Origin of the sequence: Rossellomorea sp. KS-H15a, from assembly GCF_024195245.1 — a bacterium.
GTDB lineage: Bacteria > Bacillota > Bacilli > Bacillales > Bacillaceae_B > Rossellomorea > Rossellomorea vietnamensis.
Map to the genome: position 1 here is coordinate 3,121,385 of NZ_CP096886.1, position 17,686 is coordinate 3,139,070.

22 protein-coding genes are annotated in these 17,686 nt (G+C 42.7%); 5 read left to right on the plus strand and 17 right to left on the minus strand.

What is annotated here, in order from left to right:
* Nucleotides 1-88: 88 nt before the first annotated feature.
* The 11 genes from M1J35_RS15940 to M1J35_RS15990 form a co-directional block, all read right to left on the minus strand.
* Nucleotides 89-679, minus strand: coding sequence for a YpjP family protein (locus M1J35_RS15940; RefSeq protein ID WP_254651713.1), 591 nt, complete (start codon nucleotides 677-679; stop codon nucleotides 89-91).
* Between the two features lie 409 nt (nucleotides 680-1,088).
* Nucleotides 1,089-2,446, minus strand: a protein-coding gene (locus M1J35_RS15945) for an IS3 family transposase (protein WP_254651714.1) whose coding sequence is annotated in 2 segments (ribosomal slippage) — nucleotides 1,089-1,981 and nucleotides 1,981-2,446 — 1,359 coding nt in all. Because the reading frame shifts where the segments join, the coding sequence is not laid out codon by codon here.
* Nucleotides 2,447-2,654: 208 nt separating this feature from the next.
* Nucleotides 2,655-3,431, minus strand: coding sequence for a class I SAM-dependent methyltransferase (locus M1J35_RS15950; RefSeq protein WP_254651715.1), 777 nt, complete (start codon nucleotides 3,429-3,431; stop codon nucleotides 2,655-2,657).
* Between the two features lie 104 nt (nucleotides 3,432-3,535).
* On the minus strand, nucleotides 3,536-3,970 hold the full coding sequence (locus M1J35_RS15955) for a BrxA/BrxB family bacilliredoxin (RefSeq protein WP_254651716.1): 435 nt from the start codon (nucleotides 3,968-3,970) through the stop codon (nucleotides 3,536-3,538).
* A gap of 21 nt (nucleotides 3,971-3,991) precedes the next feature.
* On the minus strand, nucleotides 3,992-5,119 hold the full coding sequence (locus M1J35_RS15960; protein WP_254651717.1) for a conserved virulence factor C family protein: 1,128 nt from the start codon (nucleotides 5,117-5,119) through the stop codon (nucleotides 3,992-3,994).
* Between the two features lie 73 nt (nucleotides 5,120-5,192).
* Nucleotides 5,193-7,079 (minus strand): ABC-F family ATP-binding cassette domain-containing protein, encoded by a 1,887-nt coding sequence (locus M1J35_RS15965; protein WP_254653781.1) that lies wholly within the window; start codon nucleotides 7,077-7,079, stop codon nucleotides 5,193-5,195.
* Nucleotides 7,076-7,720 carry an HD domain-containing protein gene (locus M1J35_RS15970; RefSeq protein ID WP_254651718.1) on the minus strand — a complete coding sequence of 215 codons (645 nt, stop codon included), beginning with the start codon at nucleotides 7,718-7,720 and terminating at the stop codon, nucleotides 7,076-7,078. Before M1J35_RS15970 ends, M1J35_RS15965 begins: the two co-directional genes overlap by 4 nt.
* A 98-nt stretch (nucleotides 7,721-7,818) precedes the next feature.
* Entirely contained in the window at nucleotides 7,819-8,676 is an 858-nt protein-coding gene (locus tag M1J35_RS15975) for a DegV family protein (RefSeq protein ID WP_229592464.1), read from the minus strand.
* Nucleotides 8,677-8,719: 43 nt separating this feature from the next.
* On the minus strand, nucleotides 8,720-9,217 hold the full coding sequence (locus M1J35_RS15980; RefSeq protein ID WP_254651719.1) for a hypothetical protein: 498 nt from the start codon (nucleotides 9,215-9,217) through the stop codon (nucleotides 8,720-8,722).
* A 27-nt stretch (nucleotides 9,218-9,244) separates the two neighbouring features.
* Nucleotides 9,245-10,936: a formate--tetrahydrofolate ligase gene (locus M1J35_RS15985; protein WP_254651720.1), complete on the minus strand. Its 1,692-nt coding sequence runs from the start codon at nucleotides 10,934-10,936 to the stop codon at nucleotides 9,245-9,247.
* A gap of 171 nt (nucleotides 10,937-11,107) precedes the next feature.
* Nucleotides 11,108-11,782, minus strand: a complete 675-nt coding sequence (locus M1J35_RS15990; RefSeq protein ID WP_254651721.1) for a class I SAM-dependent methyltransferase — start codon at nucleotides 11,780-11,782, stop codon at nucleotides 11,108-11,110.
* A 196-nt stretch (nucleotides 11,783-11,978) separates the two neighbouring features.
* Here M1J35_RS15990 and M1J35_RS15995 point away from each other — a divergent pair, with 196 nt between their 5' ends.
* A complete protein-coding gene (locus tag M1J35_RS15995; RefSeq protein ID WP_254651722.1) occupies nucleotides 11,979-12,197 on the plus strand; it encodes a DUF3892 domain-containing protein in 219 nt (72 codons plus the stop codon).
* A 94-nt stretch (nucleotides 12,198-12,291) separates the two neighbouring features.
* On the opposite strand, the gene mntR is transcribed toward M1J35_RS15995, so the two are convergent.
* Entirely contained in the window at nucleotides 12,292-12,708 is a 417-nt protein-coding gene (gene mntR, locus M1J35_RS16000; protein WP_034758545.1) for a transcriptional regulator MntR, read from the minus strand.
* A 298-nt stretch (nucleotides 12,709-13,006) separates the two neighbouring features.
* On the opposite strand from mntR, the gene cspD reads away from it, so the two are divergent.
* Nucleotides 13,007-13,207: a cold-shock protein CspD gene (gene cspD / locus M1J35_RS16005; protein ID WP_034758543.1), complete on the plus strand. Its 201-nt coding sequence runs from the start codon at nucleotides 13,007-13,009 to the stop codon at nucleotides 13,205-13,207.
* Nucleotides 13,208-13,262: 55 nt separating this feature from the next.
* Here cspD and M1J35_RS16010 read toward each other — a convergent pair whose 3' ends face one another.
* Nucleotides 13,263-13,460 (minus strand): zinc-finger domain-containing protein, encoded by a 198-nt coding sequence (locus M1J35_RS16010; protein ID WP_224519674.1) that lies wholly within the window; start codon nucleotides 13,458-13,460, stop codon nucleotides 13,263-13,265.
* A 70-nt stretch (nucleotides 13,461-13,530) separates the two neighbouring features.
* A complete protein-coding gene (locus M1J35_RS16015; protein ID WP_224519673.1) occupies nucleotides 13,531-14,187 on the minus strand; it encodes a reverse transcriptase-like protein in 657 nt (218 codons plus the stop codon).
* Between the two features lie 103 nt (nucleotides 14,188-14,290).
* Between M1J35_RS16015 and M1J35_RS16020 the strand changes: the two genes are divergently transcribed.
* Nucleotides 14,291-14,971, plus strand: a complete 681-nt coding sequence (locus M1J35_RS16020) for a queuosine precursor transporter (protein ID WP_254651723.1) — start codon at nucleotides 14,291-14,293, stop codon at nucleotides 14,969-14,971.
* 141 nt (nucleotides 14,972-15,112) lie between these two features.
* Nucleotides 15,113-15,499, plus strand: coding sequence for a reverse transcriptase-like protein (locus M1J35_RS16025; protein ID WP_254651724.1), 387 nt, complete (start codon nucleotides 15,113-15,115; stop codon nucleotides 15,497-15,499).
* A 111-nt stretch (nucleotides 15,500-15,610) separates the two neighbouring features.
* Here M1J35_RS16025 and M1J35_RS16030 read toward each other — a convergent pair whose 3' ends face one another.
* Together M1J35_RS16030 and M1J35_RS16035 are read right to left on the minus strand one after the other, a co-directional pair.
* Nucleotides 15,611-15,877 (minus strand): DUF6123 family protein, encoded by a 267-nt coding sequence (locus M1J35_RS16030; RefSeq protein WP_034758529.1) that lies wholly within the window; start codon nucleotides 15,875-15,877, stop codon nucleotides 15,611-15,613.
* A 34-nt stretch (nucleotides 15,878-15,911) separates the two neighbouring features.
* Nucleotides 15,912-16,400 (minus strand): divergent PAP2 family protein, encoded by a 489-nt coding sequence (locus M1J35_RS16035; protein WP_224519671.1) that lies wholly within the window; start codon nucleotides 16,398-16,400, stop codon nucleotides 15,912-15,914.
* Between the two features lie 108 nt (nucleotides 16,401-16,508).
* Here M1J35_RS16035 and M1J35_RS16040 point away from each other — a divergent pair, with 108 nt between their 5' ends.
* On the plus strand, nucleotides 16,509-16,646 hold the full coding sequence (locus tag M1J35_RS16040) for a small, acid-soluble spore protein L (protein ID WP_254651725.1): 138 nt from the start codon (nucleotides 16,509-16,511) through the stop codon (nucleotides 16,644-16,646).
* 48 nt (nucleotides 16,647-16,694) lie between these two features.
* Here M1J35_RS16040 and M1J35_RS16045 read toward each other — a convergent pair whose 3' ends face one another.
* On the minus strand, nucleotides 16,695-17,648 hold the full coding sequence (locus M1J35_RS16045) for a 5'-3' exonuclease (RefSeq protein ID WP_371928762.1): 954 nt from the start codon (nucleotides 17,646-17,648) through the stop codon (nucleotides 16,695-16,697).
* Between the last annotated feature and the right edge of the window lie 38 nt (nucleotides 17,649-17,686).

Consider the following 17,686-nt stretch of genomic DNA (forward strand, 5'->3'; position numbering starts at 1 on the left):
AGAGAGTATTATTTCCATTTCTTAAAATGAGCAAAAAAACAAGCACGTTCATCACCGTGCTTGCTTTTTTCTTTTGATATATGGTAAATCAGGACACGCTCATCCATTGAGGTGGGGTGTTTTTGTCCCAAAAAATGCTTCCCAGTTCATGGTGGGCCTGGAAGTTATCGTGCACCGTATGGTAGTGAAAGTTGAAATAATAGCCATCTTTTGGTGGATGGTCTTTTCTTACATGAAAACGAATGATATCTTCACCCGAACGCTCGTCATAAATATGAAAGATCTTTTCTGTTTTAGCATATTGAGGTACTTCTGAAATGGTAAGGGACGTTAAGTCTTCTTCCGGAAACTCTGCTGCTGTATCCGCTATTGCCTTTTCAATCTTTGGAAGGATCAACGATCTGAATTCATCCTCTATGACAGGCTTGATCTTGGTCCCGAATTTTTCATATGCATTTTTTTCTGCTTGTACCAGCATCGATTCGATGAAACCATCATGGGTTAGGGCTAACTCTTCTTCCCTAGTTTCCTCTGGAGTCGATTCCACCGTGGAAGGCTTGCCATTATTTTTGGCAAGGGCATGATTTTCTTCATTCAGGAAGGCCTGTGATGGTGAAACAAGTCCAAATGTCAGGATGGATAGTAAGATAAAAAACGATTTCTTGAGCCAGATCGACATAGATAACGTCCTTTCCTATGTATTACGTCTATTATTATACTACTTCTTACGAGTAAAAAGTGAAAAAGGTTTCATTTTTTTGTAGGATATAAAAATCTTTATGTGGTAGTATATTAATGAGGATACTTTGTAAGGAGGATAACTAGATGGATACTGGAATTATGATCAACATCGGATACATACTTCTGTTAGGTTATTTTATTGTACTGGGATTCACTGATTAATATTATGGGATTAGACAGGCGATGGATGCCTGTCTATTTTATTGGCTATTTCCGTAATTCATTGCTGCGTTTAATTGGAGCGAGAAGTGGTTGATTTCCGCTCCAGGTGCTCGCTTTCCGCGGGGCTGGCGGTGAGCCTCCTCGGGCTAAATGCACTGGCCCCATAATGTTGGACACTTAAATTTCTAAGCAGCTAATTCAGTACTTACTCGATAAGCTACCGGACTTTTTCGTTTTAACCTTGATTTGATTCTCAGGTGATTGTAGTAATACATGTATTCTTTCAGTTCTTCTTTAAAGTGCTCGATACTATCAAATTCCTGTAAGTAAAGGAACTCAGACTTCATTATCCCAAAAAAGTTCTCCATGACCGAGTTGTCGTAACAGTTTCCTTTACGAGACATACTTTGGGTGATGTTATGTTTTTTCAGTGTCCTTCGGTACTGAGCCATTTGATAATGCCACCCTTGATCTGAATGGATTAAGAGCTCATCGCCTTCATTTACATGTTTTAATCCTTGTTCTAACATCTTCTCGACCAAGTCAAATGTCGGCCTTGATTGGAGCGTATAGGTAATGATCTCTCCGTTAAATAGGTCTAGAATGGGGGACAGATAGAGCTTTTGACCGAACAGTTTGAACTCCGTTACGTCTGTCACCCATTTTTGATTAGGTTTATCGGCTCTAAAATTACGATTTAGGATGTTGGGAGCCACTTTGCCAACTTTCCCTTTGTAGGATTTATATTTTTTCATTCGCACAATGCATTTAAGGCCCAATTCTCTCATGATCCGAAGAACTTTCTTTTTGTTAATATCGTGACCTTTTTCTTGAAGAACGTCCGTAATGCGACGGTACCCAAGACGTCCTGAGTGTCTATGGTAGATGAAATTAATTCTTCTTTTCCATTTACGATCAGGATCTGGTTGGTCTAATTTTTTTGTGATGTGATAGTAAGTACTTTTAGGAAGCTTAGCTACTTTTATCATTCTAGTCACCGGGAATTCGTTCCTTAGTTCAAATACTACTTTCGCTTTGATTTCGTTGGTGATGGTTCTTCCTGAACTAAGGTGTTTAGCTTTTTTAAATACGCATTCTCCATACGTAGGTATTCCAGTTCTTTTTTCATATCTTCCATCGTTTGGTTAGAAGAGTTATCTTTGATCTTCTTATTCTTATGGTTAGATGTCATTGTAGAAGGCCTCATTTCTAATGATCCGAAGGCATCTTCTCCAGCTCTTTCCCACTTTTTCACCCACCTACGAACCATACAGGGGTCTGGGATATGAAAAATGGCTGATGCCTCTCGAATGGAGCAATTCTTCTCCGTAATAAATTGAATTACCCTCAGTTTAAAGGCAGAAGGATAGTTTGTATAGGGAAAGGTAAAGGCTTGGTCCCCGTGGTGACGAACTAACATCACCCAATAGCGCAGAACAGATTGATCAACCCCCACTTGATTGGCAAGATCTCGATAACTAACGAGTTCATTAAGATAACGTTTAGCAGCTTTCAGTTTAGATTCTTGAGTAAACTTGGCCATACGTGCTGGCACCTCCTATTGTTGGTTGGGGTGTCCAACAATAGGGGGGCAACTCAAAAGCCCTGTGGGGTCTCACCTGTCCAGCATTTCCCGCAGGAGTCGAGCACCTTCCGCTACAATCAACTGTCCAAGCATACGTTTATCACTGTTACAGATTACAAATCACATTCTGCATAATAATCCCAGCAATCTATGCAATCAAAGCCCTTTATAACCGGATGACGCCAAAATGGAATTTGGCTGATGGCCTTTTTATGACTTCAAAGCCCATTTCTTCGAATAGGGGTGATTGATAGTGTTCTTTTAGTACGACCCGCTTCTTGGCCACTCGTTTCGCTTCTTTTATTCCTTCTTTTGTAACCCCGGTATAGCTTGCCCACTGTCTGATGGGATTAATTCCATGTGAGTCGGTCAATGCTTCTTCAAACATGGGATCAATGTAAACGACGTCGAATGCATCATCCCTGAATTTCTTTAGTTCTTGGTCAAAATGCCCATTCAGGACGTTTATACGTTTCATGGCCCGATTTAACGCAGAAAGCGGGGAGTTCCATTCCTGCAGTCCTTGATGAACGATATGGGCAATGAATTTATTCGCTTCAATCCCTGTTACCGACCCTTCTTCCCCTACGATATGGCTCGCAATGATGCTGTCTGAAGCAAGTCCAAGGGTGCAGTCGAGAAAGCTCATGCCTTCCTCAAGGTCTGCCGCTTCGATGAGTGGATCTTTTTCCCCCCTCATAAGCCTCTTGATTCGGAAGGATGCTGAATTTGGATGGAAAAAGAATGGCTCGCCCTTCCCTTCCCGCGTATGAAGCTCAAGCCGTTCTTTCCCGATGACAAGGCAGTCACCATCAGCTTTTTCCATATGGTGACGGATCGATCTTTTTTTCCTCGGGATATACGGTATTGAAAGGAGATCGGCCGCCTCATGCGCTTTATCTATTACGTTCTGATTGGTTCTTCCACAAGTGGTGACAAACACGTTAGTGATTCTCCTTTGGATATTCATTTTTCTATCATCTTTTCATTATCCTACCACAAACAAAGAGCGGATGACTCTGTCATCCGCTCTTTTATGATGGTCTGTTAACAGTTTTCGTTAAATGCACTCACCAGATTTGAAATAATGGAAGAAATGTCGTGATCTTCAATTTCTTCCCTGGGGATAAAGTGCACGACCTTTTTTCCTTTTAGTAGAGCCATGGACGGTGAAGAAGGTTCGTAACCGTCGAAGTATTCTCTCATCTTGGCAGTCGCTTCTTTGTCCTGTCCTGCAAATACCGTGACAAGTTGGTCAGGGGTCTTATCGTTATGCATGACGGATTGAGTGGCAGCGGGACGTGCAAGTCCAGCTGCACATCCGCAAACAGAGTTAACGACGACAAGGGTCGTTCCTTCTGTGTTTTCCATGTAATCCTCTACTTCCTCTTCTGTACCAAGCTCTTTAAAGCCTGCTTGTGTCAATTCCTGCCTCATCGGCGTAACCAACTGTCTCATATATTCTTCATATGCCATAGACATGCATAATCAATCCTTTCCTTTTTATTGGTGACGTGCTTCTGTCATCTGTTTCCAAACCGATCCTTTTGCCTCTTCGCCGCCTTCGATTCGTTCAATGGCCATTTTCACCTGAAGTTTCACTTCAAATTCAGGGTCGTTTTCTGCCTCTTTTAAACCAGGGAGGGCAGATTCATCACCGACTTCGTAAAGGAACATGGCCGCGCGCCATCTAACCAGTTTACTCTTATCCTTCAAGGCTGCAACCATTTCAGGAATGGCCGCTTGAAAGCCCAGATCAGAAAGACAGTCACCCGCCGTCCTTCTCACTGTTACGGACCTATCATGCAATCCTTTGTACAGCAATGGAAGGACTCTTTCATCTTCAATCATTCCAAGGTACACAACGGCTAATCTGCGGATCGATACTTTCTCGTCCTCAAGGGCTTTTTGAAGGAGAGGTAAGTCACCCAATGTAGGGTCCTCCATCGCATCCAGTTTCTGATACCTGGTTTCCCATTCCGGCGATTCAAAATCTTCGACGGTCACCTTTTGCTTTTTCTTATAAATGAGTGGTCCCTTGGCATCTGTTGTTTCCTCTGCTTCCGCGATAAGCCCGGAAAGTCTTTCAGAAGGATAGGCTGCCACTAATTCTTCACTCACGTCGCTGCCGATCTCATCCAGATCACCGTACCGGATGCCGTAATCTTTCCACTTTCTAAGAAGGACGACATTATCCCCCTCTTTTTGGGCCTGACCGATCGCTTCAAGGAATGAAGAAGGCAGGGAAAAACGCTTTTCTTGTTCCCCATCTGTCACCTTTACTTGCATCGGAATTCCTTTGAACATCTGCACACTGACATTCACTTCACCGAAATGTTCCTCCATAGGGGATTCCGTTTTCTCATCGGCTGCATCTTCACCGAAAGCCTTTCTCACCTGTGGCAAAAGCTCTTGCCAATCGAATTTAGCATTCCGTTCGACGGCCAGGAAATCGGCAACATGGTAAACCCCTTTCACACCTTCGATGGCCAGGATCTCTTTGATGACGGGAGGAGCCCCCTCCGCTTCATCTTTTTTATAGTTGTTGCTCTTCCCGACCTTCATTTCCTGATCGAGAAGAACTTTCATCGTATTCGGACTTGGAGTAGGTTCAATTGATAAAATCCTCAAGACTGTTACCCCTTTCTCTAAACTGTTCGTTTCCATCTTAACACAGTATCCTTGTTGCCTTAAAGAAAGAGACTTATTCGGCAAATTCAGAGAGATAGGTCCACCTCTCAATGAGTCTTTCCAGTTCTTCGTTCAGCTGTTCGCTTTCCTTCATCAACTCTTGTGCCCGTTCGAAGTTGCTGCCGACTTTTTGGAGCTCGGCATCCGCTTCTTCTATTTTTGCTTCAATTCCTGCCATCTTATCTTCAATTTCATCCCACTCTCTTTTTTCCATATAAGAGAGCCTTTTTTTCTCTTTCTCCTTCACTTCTTTAACAGGGACGGGTTCTTTCGTTGAATCTGTCGGCTGCTTCTTATTTAAAGCTTCACTCTTCTCCAGATACTCAGTATATTCCCCGTAATAGAAATCGATCTGTCCATCACCATTGAATATTAACAACTGATCTGCTGTCTTATCCAGGAAGTAGCGGTCATGGGAAACCGTGATTACGACACCGGAAAATTCATTGATATAATCTTCAAGCACTGTCAGGGTTTCTGTGTCTAAATCGTTGGTAGGCTCATCCAGCAGCAGGACGTTGGGTTTTGACATTAATAGTTTTAACAGGAAGAGCCTTCGTTTTTCACCGCCAGACAGCTTTCGGATCAACGTTCCATGGGTGCTCATTGGAAAAAGGAATCTCTCGAGCATGGATGTAACGGAAACTTGTTCCCCCTTATCTGTCGTTATATACTCTCCCGCTTCTCTTATATATTCAATCATTCTCATATTTTCATCCAGTTCTTCATGACCCTGGGTATAGTAGGCGATCTTGACGGTCTGTCCTTTGATCAATTCTCCTTTTGTCAGCTCATCGGTTCCTGCAAGGAGATTGAGGAAGGTTGATTTTCCGCTTCCGTTTTTTCCTACTATCCCGATCCGGTCTTTAGGCTTGATCAGAAAAGAGAATTCATTTAAAATCCGCTTGTCTTCAAATTGTTTTGAAGCGCCTTTGAACTCATACACCTGCTTGCCTAAACGATTTCCTCCAATCGCCATATCGACTTGTCCATTGGACGGACCGGATGACATGGTATCTTCGAGGTGTTCAAATCGCTGGATACGGGCTTTTTGTTTCGTGGTCCGGGCTTTTGCTCCCCTTCTCATCCATGCAAGCTCTCTCCGGTAAAGATTTTGCTGTTTTTCGGATAATTGGCGTTCCACTTCTTCACGTGAAGCTTTCGCTTCAATAAAGGAAGCATAATTCCCTTTATAGGCATAGAGGCTGCCTCCATCCAATTCAAATATTCGATTTGTCACTTTATCAAGGAAGTACCGGTCATGTGTAACGAGTAAAACCGATCCGTTATATTTCCCCAAATAGTCCTCCAGCCACTTGATGGACTGGTAATCCAAATGGTTGGTCGGTTCATCCAATATAAGCAGGTCCGGAGTTTCAATGAGGACCCCCGCCAGGGCAACCCGCTTCTTTTGGCCACCGGATAATTCATTCATTTTCTTCCCGAAATCATGGATGCCGAGTTTCGTTAAGATGGCTTTTGCATTGGCACTTGCATCCCAGGCATTGAGAAGATCCATTTGCTTTTGTGCTTCAAATAATTGATCTTGGACCCTTGGACTTTCCGGGTTCTTCTCCATCTCCATGAGCACCGTTTCATAGTTTCTCATAGCCTGGATGATCTTCGCTTCTCCGCTGAATACTTGTTGAAGCACGGTTAATTCCCCATCAAATGCAGGTTCCTGTTGAAGGTAGGCAATATGATAGTCGTTTGGCTTTGAAAGCTCACCGGTATCATAATCCTCCATTCCGGCTATCAGTTTCAACAGACTTGATTTACCTGTACCGTTCACTCCGATCAGTCCGACTCTTTCCTTCTCCGTAATGGAAAAGGATATTTCTTTAAACAGAGTCTTCTCCCCATATGTTTTGGAAAGATTCTCAGCTGTTAACATTCTCATTCTTGACCAGTCCATTCTTTATTGAATTGCTCTAGAAACCGCATCATGAATTCATGGCGTTCTTCTGCCAAAATCCTGCCGGTTTCTGTACACATTAAATCTTTCAACTTCAGTAATTTCTCGTGAAAATGATGGATGCTGGAGCTATCCCCATTTCTGTATTCCTCTACGGTCATATGTTCCCTCACTTGAAAACCAGGATTATACATCTCTCTGCCTTTCCTGCCCCCATAAGCAAATGTCCTGGCGATGCCGATCGCCCCGATGGCATCAAGGCGATCGGCGTCCCTGACGATTTTCGCTTCGATCGCAGTCAATTCCGCTTCATGACCACCTTTATATGAGATGGAATAGATGATCGATTTCAGTAACGTCAAGTCTTCTTCATTGAGTGTGAGATTCATTAGGATATCATCCAGCTTCTTTTTTCCTTCTTCTTCACCTACGAATTTCTCGTCCGGCACATCATGAAGCAGTGCCGCAAGCTCAATGATATATGTATGGGAAACCTGCTCTTCCCTCGCGATTCTAAGAGCCTGTTTTCTCACACGATCTAAATGATACCAATCATGTCCGGTTGATTCACCTATGTATTCTTGTTTTAAATAGTCTATTACTTGGTCCAGCTCTTTACGCTCCACATTTCCACCTTCTCTTCCATTGTACCAAATGATGTTCTACTTTCAGAATAAAAAGGAGTGGATGCCCGACTCTACACATCACTCCTTCTTTGATTTTTTCATTTACTTTCTGAAAACCAGCTTATACCAATTGTGTTTTCACCAGCATGTACACCGATCACTGCCCCGAGGGGATAGGCCCCAAATTCTATTTCCGGATAAGCTTGCCTCAGCTGTTCCATCCATTCCAAAGCATCTTCCCGATTTAAACCGTGTAATACAGATACTTTCCCTATTCTCCTATTTCCAAGAGCTAGATCCAACTGGTGGCTCATGCTGCTTAAGCCTTTTTTTATGCTTCTTACCTTGTCTTCCACTTTAAGCTTACCATCTTCAATGGAAAGCATGGGCTTTATCTTCAGCACGCTCCCCAGGAAGAATGATAGGCCGCCCATCCTTCCGCTTTTATGCAGCTGCTCGAGGCTTCCTACCATCACATACGTCTCACAGGAGTTGATTCTTTCTTCAATCGCCTCTTTTATCCCAAGGGGATCATTACCTTCCTCCGATAAACGTTTACCGTACTGAATCAATTCTGTCAACGGGTTGGAAAGTATTTTCGAATCGATGCAGCTAATATTTGGAGTGGTGTCCTTCAGTAGTTCCGCTGCCTGATAAGCAGACGAAAAGGTACCGCTGAAATGAGACGAAACATGGATGGAGAAGATATAGTCATAGTCCCTTGACAGTTGTTCAAATAATTCCTTAAACCTGCCGATTGAAGGCTGAGAGGTTTTCACTTCCACCTTTTCGTTCCTTAATTTAGAGAACAATTCTTCAGGGGACAGGTCAATGCCGTCCATATACTCCTTCTCCCCGAACAGGATGCTCATCGGAACTACATAGATGTCGTTTTCCCCACTCTCCGATTGATTTGGAACAAATGCAGTACTATCCGTTACCCATGCTATTCTCATGAAAAATTCCCCTTTTTTCTATTTATATGAGCTCAACTTAGGACTAGAAGTCCTTTCGCTTCAGTTGTTTCAGTGTATCTACAGAGAACGATATCATCTGTAACACATCATCGACCATTTCCTCCGTAATCACCCGGTTGAAGGTTAAAATCCCTTTATATGAGATCGGTTTAATGGAGGACTTCACTTCTTGCCACTCCCAATGTTTATCCTTCCCCCAGGCTTCTTCCAGGATCTCCATATGACGATGAAGTTTTTCATCACCTTTATAGACGATAAGAATGTCCGCTCCAGCCGTATTCTTTTCAGTCATCATCTTTCTTTCTGCCAGGAAATGCCCCATATCCGCCTTCAGATGAAACTCGATTGAAAGCGATTTTTCGTATGGGAGTGAATAATGGATTTGATAACACCGCTCATAATGAGCAAAATCAAACAAATCCTTCCGATCAAGTATCTGAATATCCCCTGTCAAGTCAAGATCGTAGACTGCTCCTTCAAAGATTACCTTTAAGTTATCAAATGCTGTCGGGTCAAACATCTTTGCCCTCCTTTCCCTTCTTCTTCGTTAAAACAGTCCGATTGCCCTGCCGTCTTCATCTACATCCATTCCGAAGGCAGCAGGTTTTTTCGGCAGTCCCGGCATCGTCATGACTTCACCCGTCAACGCAACGATGAAGCCTGCTCCGATCTTTGGTTTCAGTTCGCGTATCGTGATGGTGAAATTCTCCGGACGGCCGAGTTTTGCCGGGTCATCAGAAAGGGAGTACTGCGTCTTGGCCATACAGATCGGGAGAACGCCCCAGCCACGTGTTTCAAACTCTTCCAACTGCTTTCTCGCTTTGACCGTGTACTCCACTCCACTTGCCCCGTATACTTTTTTGGCTATGGTTTCGATTTTCACCTGCAGGGAATCTGACAGTTCATAAAGGGGGGAGAATTCTTTTTTATTCCCTTCGATCTCCTCTAAGACCTTCTGTGCTAAATCGATACCACCTTCTCCGCCTTTAGCCCATACATCCGTTAATGAAACCTTTTTATTCTGGTTTTCACACCACTTGATCAAGGCTTGAATTTCATGGTCACTGTCTGTTTTGAACTTGTTGATGGCAATGACAAATGGCACATTGAATTGCTCCAGTGTCTCCATATGCTTCTTCAGATTGGACAATCCTTTTTCCAGGGCCGGAAGATTTTCTATTTGAAGGTCCTCTTTCGACTGGCCACCATGCATTTTTAACGCACGGATGGTGGCAACCAGTACAACGGCATCTGGAGATTTACCTGCAGCACGGGACTTGATATTCAGAAATTTTTCGGCTCCTAAATCTGCCCCGAACCCGGATTCTGTTACTACATAATCAGCAAGCTTCAAAGCTGTCTTTGTCGCCATGACACTATTGCAGCCGTGAGCTATATTGGCAAATGGACCTCCGTGGATAAGAGCAGGGGAATGCTCGATCGTCTGGACGAGATTAGGCTTTAGTGCATCCTTCAGTAATAACGTCAGAGCCCCTTCCACCCCGAGATCCTCGACGGTCACCGGTTGTTTGATCCGGTTATAGGCGACAACCATCTGACCGAGTCTTTTTCTTAATTCTCCGATACTCTGAGATAGACAGAGAACAGCCATGATCTCAGACGCAACAGAGATATCAAAGCCGTCTTCCCGTGGAACCCCCTGTACTGGCCCGCCCAGACCGACGATGATCTGGCGAAGGGAACGATCATTCATATCAATCGATCGTTTCCATACCACTCTTCTTTGATCGATATTCAATTCATTACCTTGATGAATGTGATTATCCACTAAGGCAGCCAGGGCATTATTCGCTGTGGAAATGGCATGGATATCCCCAGTGAAGTGGAGGTTGATGTCCTCCATGGGAAGCACTTGTGAATAGCCGCCACCTGTCGCTCCCCCTTTGATACCCATCGTTGGCCCAAGGGAAGGCTCCCTCATGGCAATGATGGTGTCTTTATTCAATCGGTTCAAAGCATCCCCGAGTCCCACAGTCACTGTCGACTTCCCTTCACCTGCAGGCGTTGGATTGATCGATGTTACGAGGATTAATTTCCCCGGTGAATGGTCTTTCAGTTTATGTATCGATTCAAAGGATATCTTTCCTTTGTACTTGCCATAAAGCTCCACGTCATCTTCTGTCAGGCCGATCTTTTTAGCAATGTCCACGATCGGCAGTAAAGTGGATTGTTGAGCTATCTCGATATCCGATAATACTTTTTGCTTTATTGTAGTCATGGAAGTTCACCCTCTTAGCTTCATTTTTAAAGTAACCGCGGCTTGTCTATTCCTATTGTATCTTTATTTTACACTATAAATGAACACTTTTGCTCTTCAAGCTTCTCTCCTGACGGGAATGATGGCGGATAGTAAAACATGATCGACTCCCGGGACGAGAATCGATCATGTTTATTTTTGAAACATAAATAATGTCGTGAACGTCAAAGCCTGCTTTAATTCATTGGAGAGATTGTCTGTGTGCGTCGGTTTCACGCCTTTTTTGTAGATATAGTCTTCACCGACCTTTTTCCATCCTTTATCATGGGCAAGCTTTTCCAATTCCCACGGCATCATGGTATTACAGATGACCTCTTTACCTTGGAGACGGGGATAGGCATTTTCCCTCGGATGAGCAGTCGGTCCCAATAATCCGATGCAAATAAATCCATCCTTCCTCACTATCCGTTCAATCTCATTCAATGTGTGTAAAGGATCTTCCGTCCATTCTACCGAATTGATCGCCATCACAGCATCAAATTGATCATCCTCGAACGGAAGGGCATTCAGATCCCCTTGTTCAAAGGACAGATTGTCCCTTTCCTGCTCCTTGGCAAGTTCAATCATGTTCCTTGAGAAGTCCATTCCTGTGACCCAGTATCCTTTTTCATACAACAGATAAGATCCGTATCCGTCGCCACACCCTAAATCCGCAACGGTTCTTGCTTTCCCTGCGTGATCATGAAAGAAAGGGATGACGGCTTTTCTGCTTCCAGTTGTCCACATTTCGACGCTTTTTGAATGCCAATTGTCGGCATTATCTTCCCAGCGGGTTTTGGCGCTTGTATGCCATTCTGAACTTTTCATATGTACACCTCAATATTTTTTCTATACTGTTCTATATTCTCAGTTCATCGCCTTAATTCCTGCATAAAGGCATAATGAATCCAAACCTGAACATAATATTATTATGTAAACTTAAAATTATCCTGCCGTTCACATTATGATTTCTTTCTCATTTGTTCATACTAATGGTAAAGTCTGAACAGAAAAGGTGATAGATATGGAAGAAATCTCCAAGGTGCAACGGAATTATCATGGAGATATTATAAGCTTCCAAACCTCTTCCGGCCGTATCATTTCCTACCGGAAAGCCGTATTGGAAGCATCTGAAGGTATACTTCAAGGTGTCACACTCAATGAGAATGAATGGGGAGAATCTGAGTTATCCAGTCTGGCAGTCGAAGATGGAACTTTTAACGACTATCCTTCTATATTTTGATTCCCGCATCCTCCATCCAAAAAGGACTTTCATTTTAAATGAAAGTCCTTTACCCTTTTCTTATGTTTTTGCGGCTTTTAAATGGATATATTCATTATTCACTGCGATTTTGAATCGTTCGCAGCCCTTCTACCCGGCTCTTTTCTTCCTCGAAGAATTGTACGAGATCACCAATGCGATCGATGGAATCCCAGCTTAAATGATGTTCGATTCCTTCCACATCTTCATAAATATGTTCTTCCTTCACTCCAATGACACGAAGGAATTGTTCCAACAGCTCGTGTCTGTAAACTAAACGCTTTCCTACCTTATTTCCCTTTGGAGTGAGAACAAGACCTCGGTATTTCTCATAAATGAGATAATCATCCTTATCAAGTTTCTGAACCATTTTGGTAACTGAGGAGGGGTGGACAGATAAAGCTTCTGCTATATCCGAAACTCTGGCGTAACCTTTGTTCTCAATTAACATATAAATCTGTTCTATATAATCTTCCATACTTGGTGTAGGCATTTTTTACCCTCCAAATTCCCATAAATATCATTAAAAGTTTACTATAACTACAGGATGAATACAACCCGGACCCCGAACGCCAAATCACTCACTCGTTCACCGTCATCTCTCCACAGTCAACTGATTCCTTTCTAAATTGGACGAATGTTGACTCGAAAAACGTCATATTGTATAGTTAAGACATCATTGAAGTGACCCGATGATTATGGCTTATATATCTGTCATAATCATCATTCATTTCGTGAAAACTATTTTCCAGAGGCACAACCGTGCTTGAACGATTTAGGAGGATTCTAACATGCAAAATGGTAAAGTAAAATGGTTCAACAATGAAAAAGGTTTTGGATTCATTGAAGTTGAAGGTGGAGACGACGTATTCGTTCACTTCTCAGCGATTCAAGGTGAAGGATTCAAATCATTAGAAGAAGGTCAAGAAGTTTCTTTCGATGTTGTTGAAGGAAATCGCGGACCACAAGCTGCAAACGTAGTCAAATTATAATCGTACAAAACAATAGATCAACATGATGAAGGGCAGCCCCTAAAATGGCTGCCCTTTATTTTTGATAGGCGTTGTTCTTATTCAGATATTCTCCGTATTGACGGATTTGTTCCCCGATGGTGCATTGTTCTATACAAAAGCGGTGAGCATACGTTTTACCATACTCTTTGCGAAAGTGTGCTTTCAGTAAGCAGTCGTTACAGTAGGTGTCTATAAGCTCATCCACTTTATCCACCACTTCTTTTCGATTCATGAGATCACTCCTAGATTTATTCACGCACAGCCAATCATTGTATTAATAGAGTATATAATACACAGCAGAATTATTCTAATCGTTTATTACTGTGTACCTTAATGCCTTGAAGTGCCTGGTTGGCAAGCTTATCGGCTTCTTTGTTGTCTTTCCTGTTCAGGACGATCAGATTGGGTTTCAGCCCAAGCTTTTGGATCGATCCTTCAATTCGATCAAGCCACCTGCTCAACCCCTCTTCATAGCAAGGCCACTCTCCCCCAAGCTGCTTCATTGCCACCTGTGAATCTCCTTTAATCGTACAGGGCACATTTTTAACCCCGATTTCTTCAAGCAGCCCGAGAGCTATATGCAATGCCGCGTATTCAGCTTCATTATTGTTCTCGATTTCCTCTAGAAGTGCATTTTTTCTAATCCGAAAAGATTCCCCGCCTTTTTCATAATAGATGACGATTCCCGCACCCGCATAGTTCGTTTCTTTATCGAACCCGCCATCAAAGAACACTACGATGTTTTCGGGTTCCTTCTCTAACTCCTGATTCAATTTGATGTATTCTTTCCTTGTCCAAGAGTTTCCCATTTCATCAATGATTTCAAGATCAACGACCCTTCCCGTTTTCATCAGATCATCTACATGGATCAATGTTTCTTTCCGCTTGAAAAACCCGGATTCAAACCATATATCGGAAGCGGTTTTGCTTTTATATTTAAATTTAATTTTCATTTTCATTCTTCTTTCACTCCCTTTTCTTCATTTTATTGTTCAAAATCATTTTTCTTTGTATAATGAGGACTATTGTTTCATTCACTTATGAACAATAGGAGGACTTATTATGTTTAATATATGGTTTGGTCTGGTTTTTGTACTCATTACATTCTCATGTTTACTTGTCATGTATCGAATGTTTGGACGAACCGGACTCTTTGTTTGGATAGGGATTTCGACCATACTTGCAAACCTTGAGGTCGTCAAGACGATTGAAATCTTCGGTCTGACGGCGACACTCGGGAATGCCATGTATGGTACCGCCTTTCTGGTGACGGATATCCTGAACGAGAAGTATGGTAAAAAAGATGCACAGAAAGCGGTTTGGCTTGGATTCTTCACGTTGATCGTCATGACTATTATTATGCAACTGGCACTCTTATTTCAACCACATCCTGACGATTTCGCCCAGGAATCCCTTGCGACGATCTTTGGCATCATCCCGCGGATTGCACTTGGCAGCCTTGCCGCTTATCTTGTAAGCCAATTTACGGACGTGTATATCTTTACGTATCTGAAGAAGAAGTTCCCGACAGATGGCCAATTTTGGATCCGCAATAATGGGAGTACGATGGTGAGTCAACTATTGGATACCCTTGTCTTCACAAGCATCGCCTTCCTTGGTGAATATCCGATGCACGTTTGGTTCGAGATTTTCGTTACTACCTACCTTCTCAAATGGGTGATTTCCCTTATGGATACCCCGTTTGGCTATATTGCAAAACGATTTCCAAAGAATATGGGATGACCGAAGCCGGGTGTAGGCATTTTCACCCGGCTTTTGCTATGTATATGGAGGATATGGAGTGAAATGCCATGAAGCATTCTCCTTCCTCTCTCTTAATATGCTACTATATTTATATTCTGAATATGTATGAGGTGAATACGATTGTTAGAAGTATATATTGATGGTGCAAGTGCCGGGAATCCCGGACCAAGTGGAGCCGGTATATTTATCAAATACAACGGTGAAGTGGAAAAACATTCGATTCCTTTAGGGATCATGGACAATCATGAAGCTGAATTCCTCGCCTGCAAAAAGGCACTAGAAATCTGCTTGGAGAAGAAGAAAGATACCGTATGGTTGAAAAGTGATTCTCAAGCTGTCGTTCATGCGATTGAGAAAGAGTTTGTACGTAATGCGCAATATAAATTATTGCTCGGAGATATATTGAGCTTGACGAAGCAAATGAACCTTTTCTTTGTCAAATGGATCCCAAGCAAAGAAAATAAAGCAGCTGATGAGCTGGCTCGTAAAGCCATCCACCTGAACTAAAGGGATCCCGTCCATATGATTTCGCCCTTATAATTTTTCACAAGCGCTTTACAAACACTTACTAAAAAGACCATCAGAAAGGTTACAATCCCCCTTCTGATGGTCCCTGCCTTATGCCAATCCCTGTTTCTCCATCCACCTTAGAGCTTCCTTTCTGGAAGGGATTTTCTGGGAATGGAGTCTTTCTAATATGGACATATAGAAGCTGCTGTCAAATTGTTTCTGTGCTTTTAACGTAATTTCAATGGCACTATTGACCAGTTCATCCGGGGCGTCTGTGTATTTTTTGCCGAAATAGATGAAGCCTATCGCATCTTCCTGAAATTTAAAGCCTTTGTTTTCCAGATCTATGAGAAATTCTTCTGTTGTCTTTTTCACGTTTCTCCTCACCTTATCGCCACTTTGTCATCTCTTATCTTACAGAAAATCTCTTCTTTTGCCTATCCTTTTTGGAAAACAAGAAGGCAATGAAGCCAAGAAGGGAACCAAGTAATGCACCGCCCACCACTTCCTGTGGCTGGTGCCCAAGCATTTCCTTCAGTCTCTTAGGTTTCTTCTCTTCGAATTCAACGGTTTCCTTTTCATGCGCCTTCCTGACAAGCTCATCGAGACTATTTACTTTAAGAGTCAATTCACCGGTTTGGCGGCGAATTCCCTGGGCATCGTACATGACGATCAGACCAAAGATGAAGGAAAGTGCGAAATCAATCGTTCTTACCCCTCTTTTTAACGCAATGAATGTCGTCAAAGATGCCACTCCGGCACTATGGGAGCTTGGCATTCCCCCTGTCTGAAAAAACAGCTCAGGCTTCCACTCCTTCTTTTTCAAAAAGTGGAGCGGAATCTTCAATCCTTGGGCAAACGCAATACTGATCAGTGCGGTAATGATTCCTTTATTCACCCTAACACCTCCCTTATTCGTAGTGTGTCCTAAAATTCTCTGTACATGGGATATTTGTAGGCAACCAAGACAAAATAGTAAAGATCACACTAAAGGAGGGTCTTTATAATGACTAAAGGAAACAATAAAAATAAAGGGAAAAGCGCTAAAAGTGTTAACCCCCAAGGAATTTCACAGGATGCTGAATTCGCGATCGAACCGAAAAGCGCACTAGAGAATGCAGCTAAAAAATCGAATAAAAAATAAACGTCAATAAAAAAGTGTCAGGCTTAAGTCCTGACACTCTTATCATATTTAGCTTGAAGCCGCCAGCACATTCGAACCTACTAAAAACCTTCTAAGAACTTTAAGCTCTAATTCGTCCACAAGCGTAAGTGTATCATGTGATACATGCTCCCACCTGGCTTCGTCAACCGACACAGAAAGAGGTACTTCACAGTGAATTTCAGCCAGTTTCCTTGAAACATGCAGCATGTCAAGGTCTTCCTCAATCTTCTTCCGTTGTGAAGGAGTCAGTTCATGCAGATTGGCAAGGATACCGGAAATATCCTGATACTGTTGAATCAGTTTCATGGCTGTTTTCTCCCCGATCCCTTTTACTCCTGGATATCCGTCACTTGTATCTCCCATGAGTGCTTTCACATCAATGAACTGTTCCGGGGTGATGCCCCTTTCTTCCACAAAGAGGTCTTTCGTATAGGTTTGATAATTCCCAAAACCTTTTTTCAGCAGCATGATGTCAATGTTATCATCAAGAAGCTGCAGGAGATCCTGGTCTCCACTTAGAACGGAGACTTTTCGCTCGGATCGATGGAGCTTTGCCAGGGTCCCGATACAATCGTCTGCTTCATAGCCCACTACGCCCACATTGGAAAGATTGAATCCTTCAGCCACTTCTTTTGCAAGGTCGAACTGTGGGATCAGTTCAACAGGGGGTGCATTCCGATTCGATTTATAGTCATTGAACACTTCATTACGGAAAGTCTGGCTCCCCATATCCCAGCATACAATGATGTGTGTAGGCTTCACATGATCCGCTGCCATGAGCAGATGTTTCATGAACCCCTGGACCCCATTGGTCGGGAGGCCTTTTGAGTTCATCATGAATTGGCCCGTTACGGCCGTTGCAAAGAAAGAACGAAATAATAATGCCATTCCATCTATTAATAATAAATGCTCATTTTTATTTTCCAAGTCATCCACTCCTAACCCCGTCGTTTCGTACATACCTTTTAAAGTATAACACATCAGCATAAACAGCTAATTGGAAAAGTGATGAATCTCTT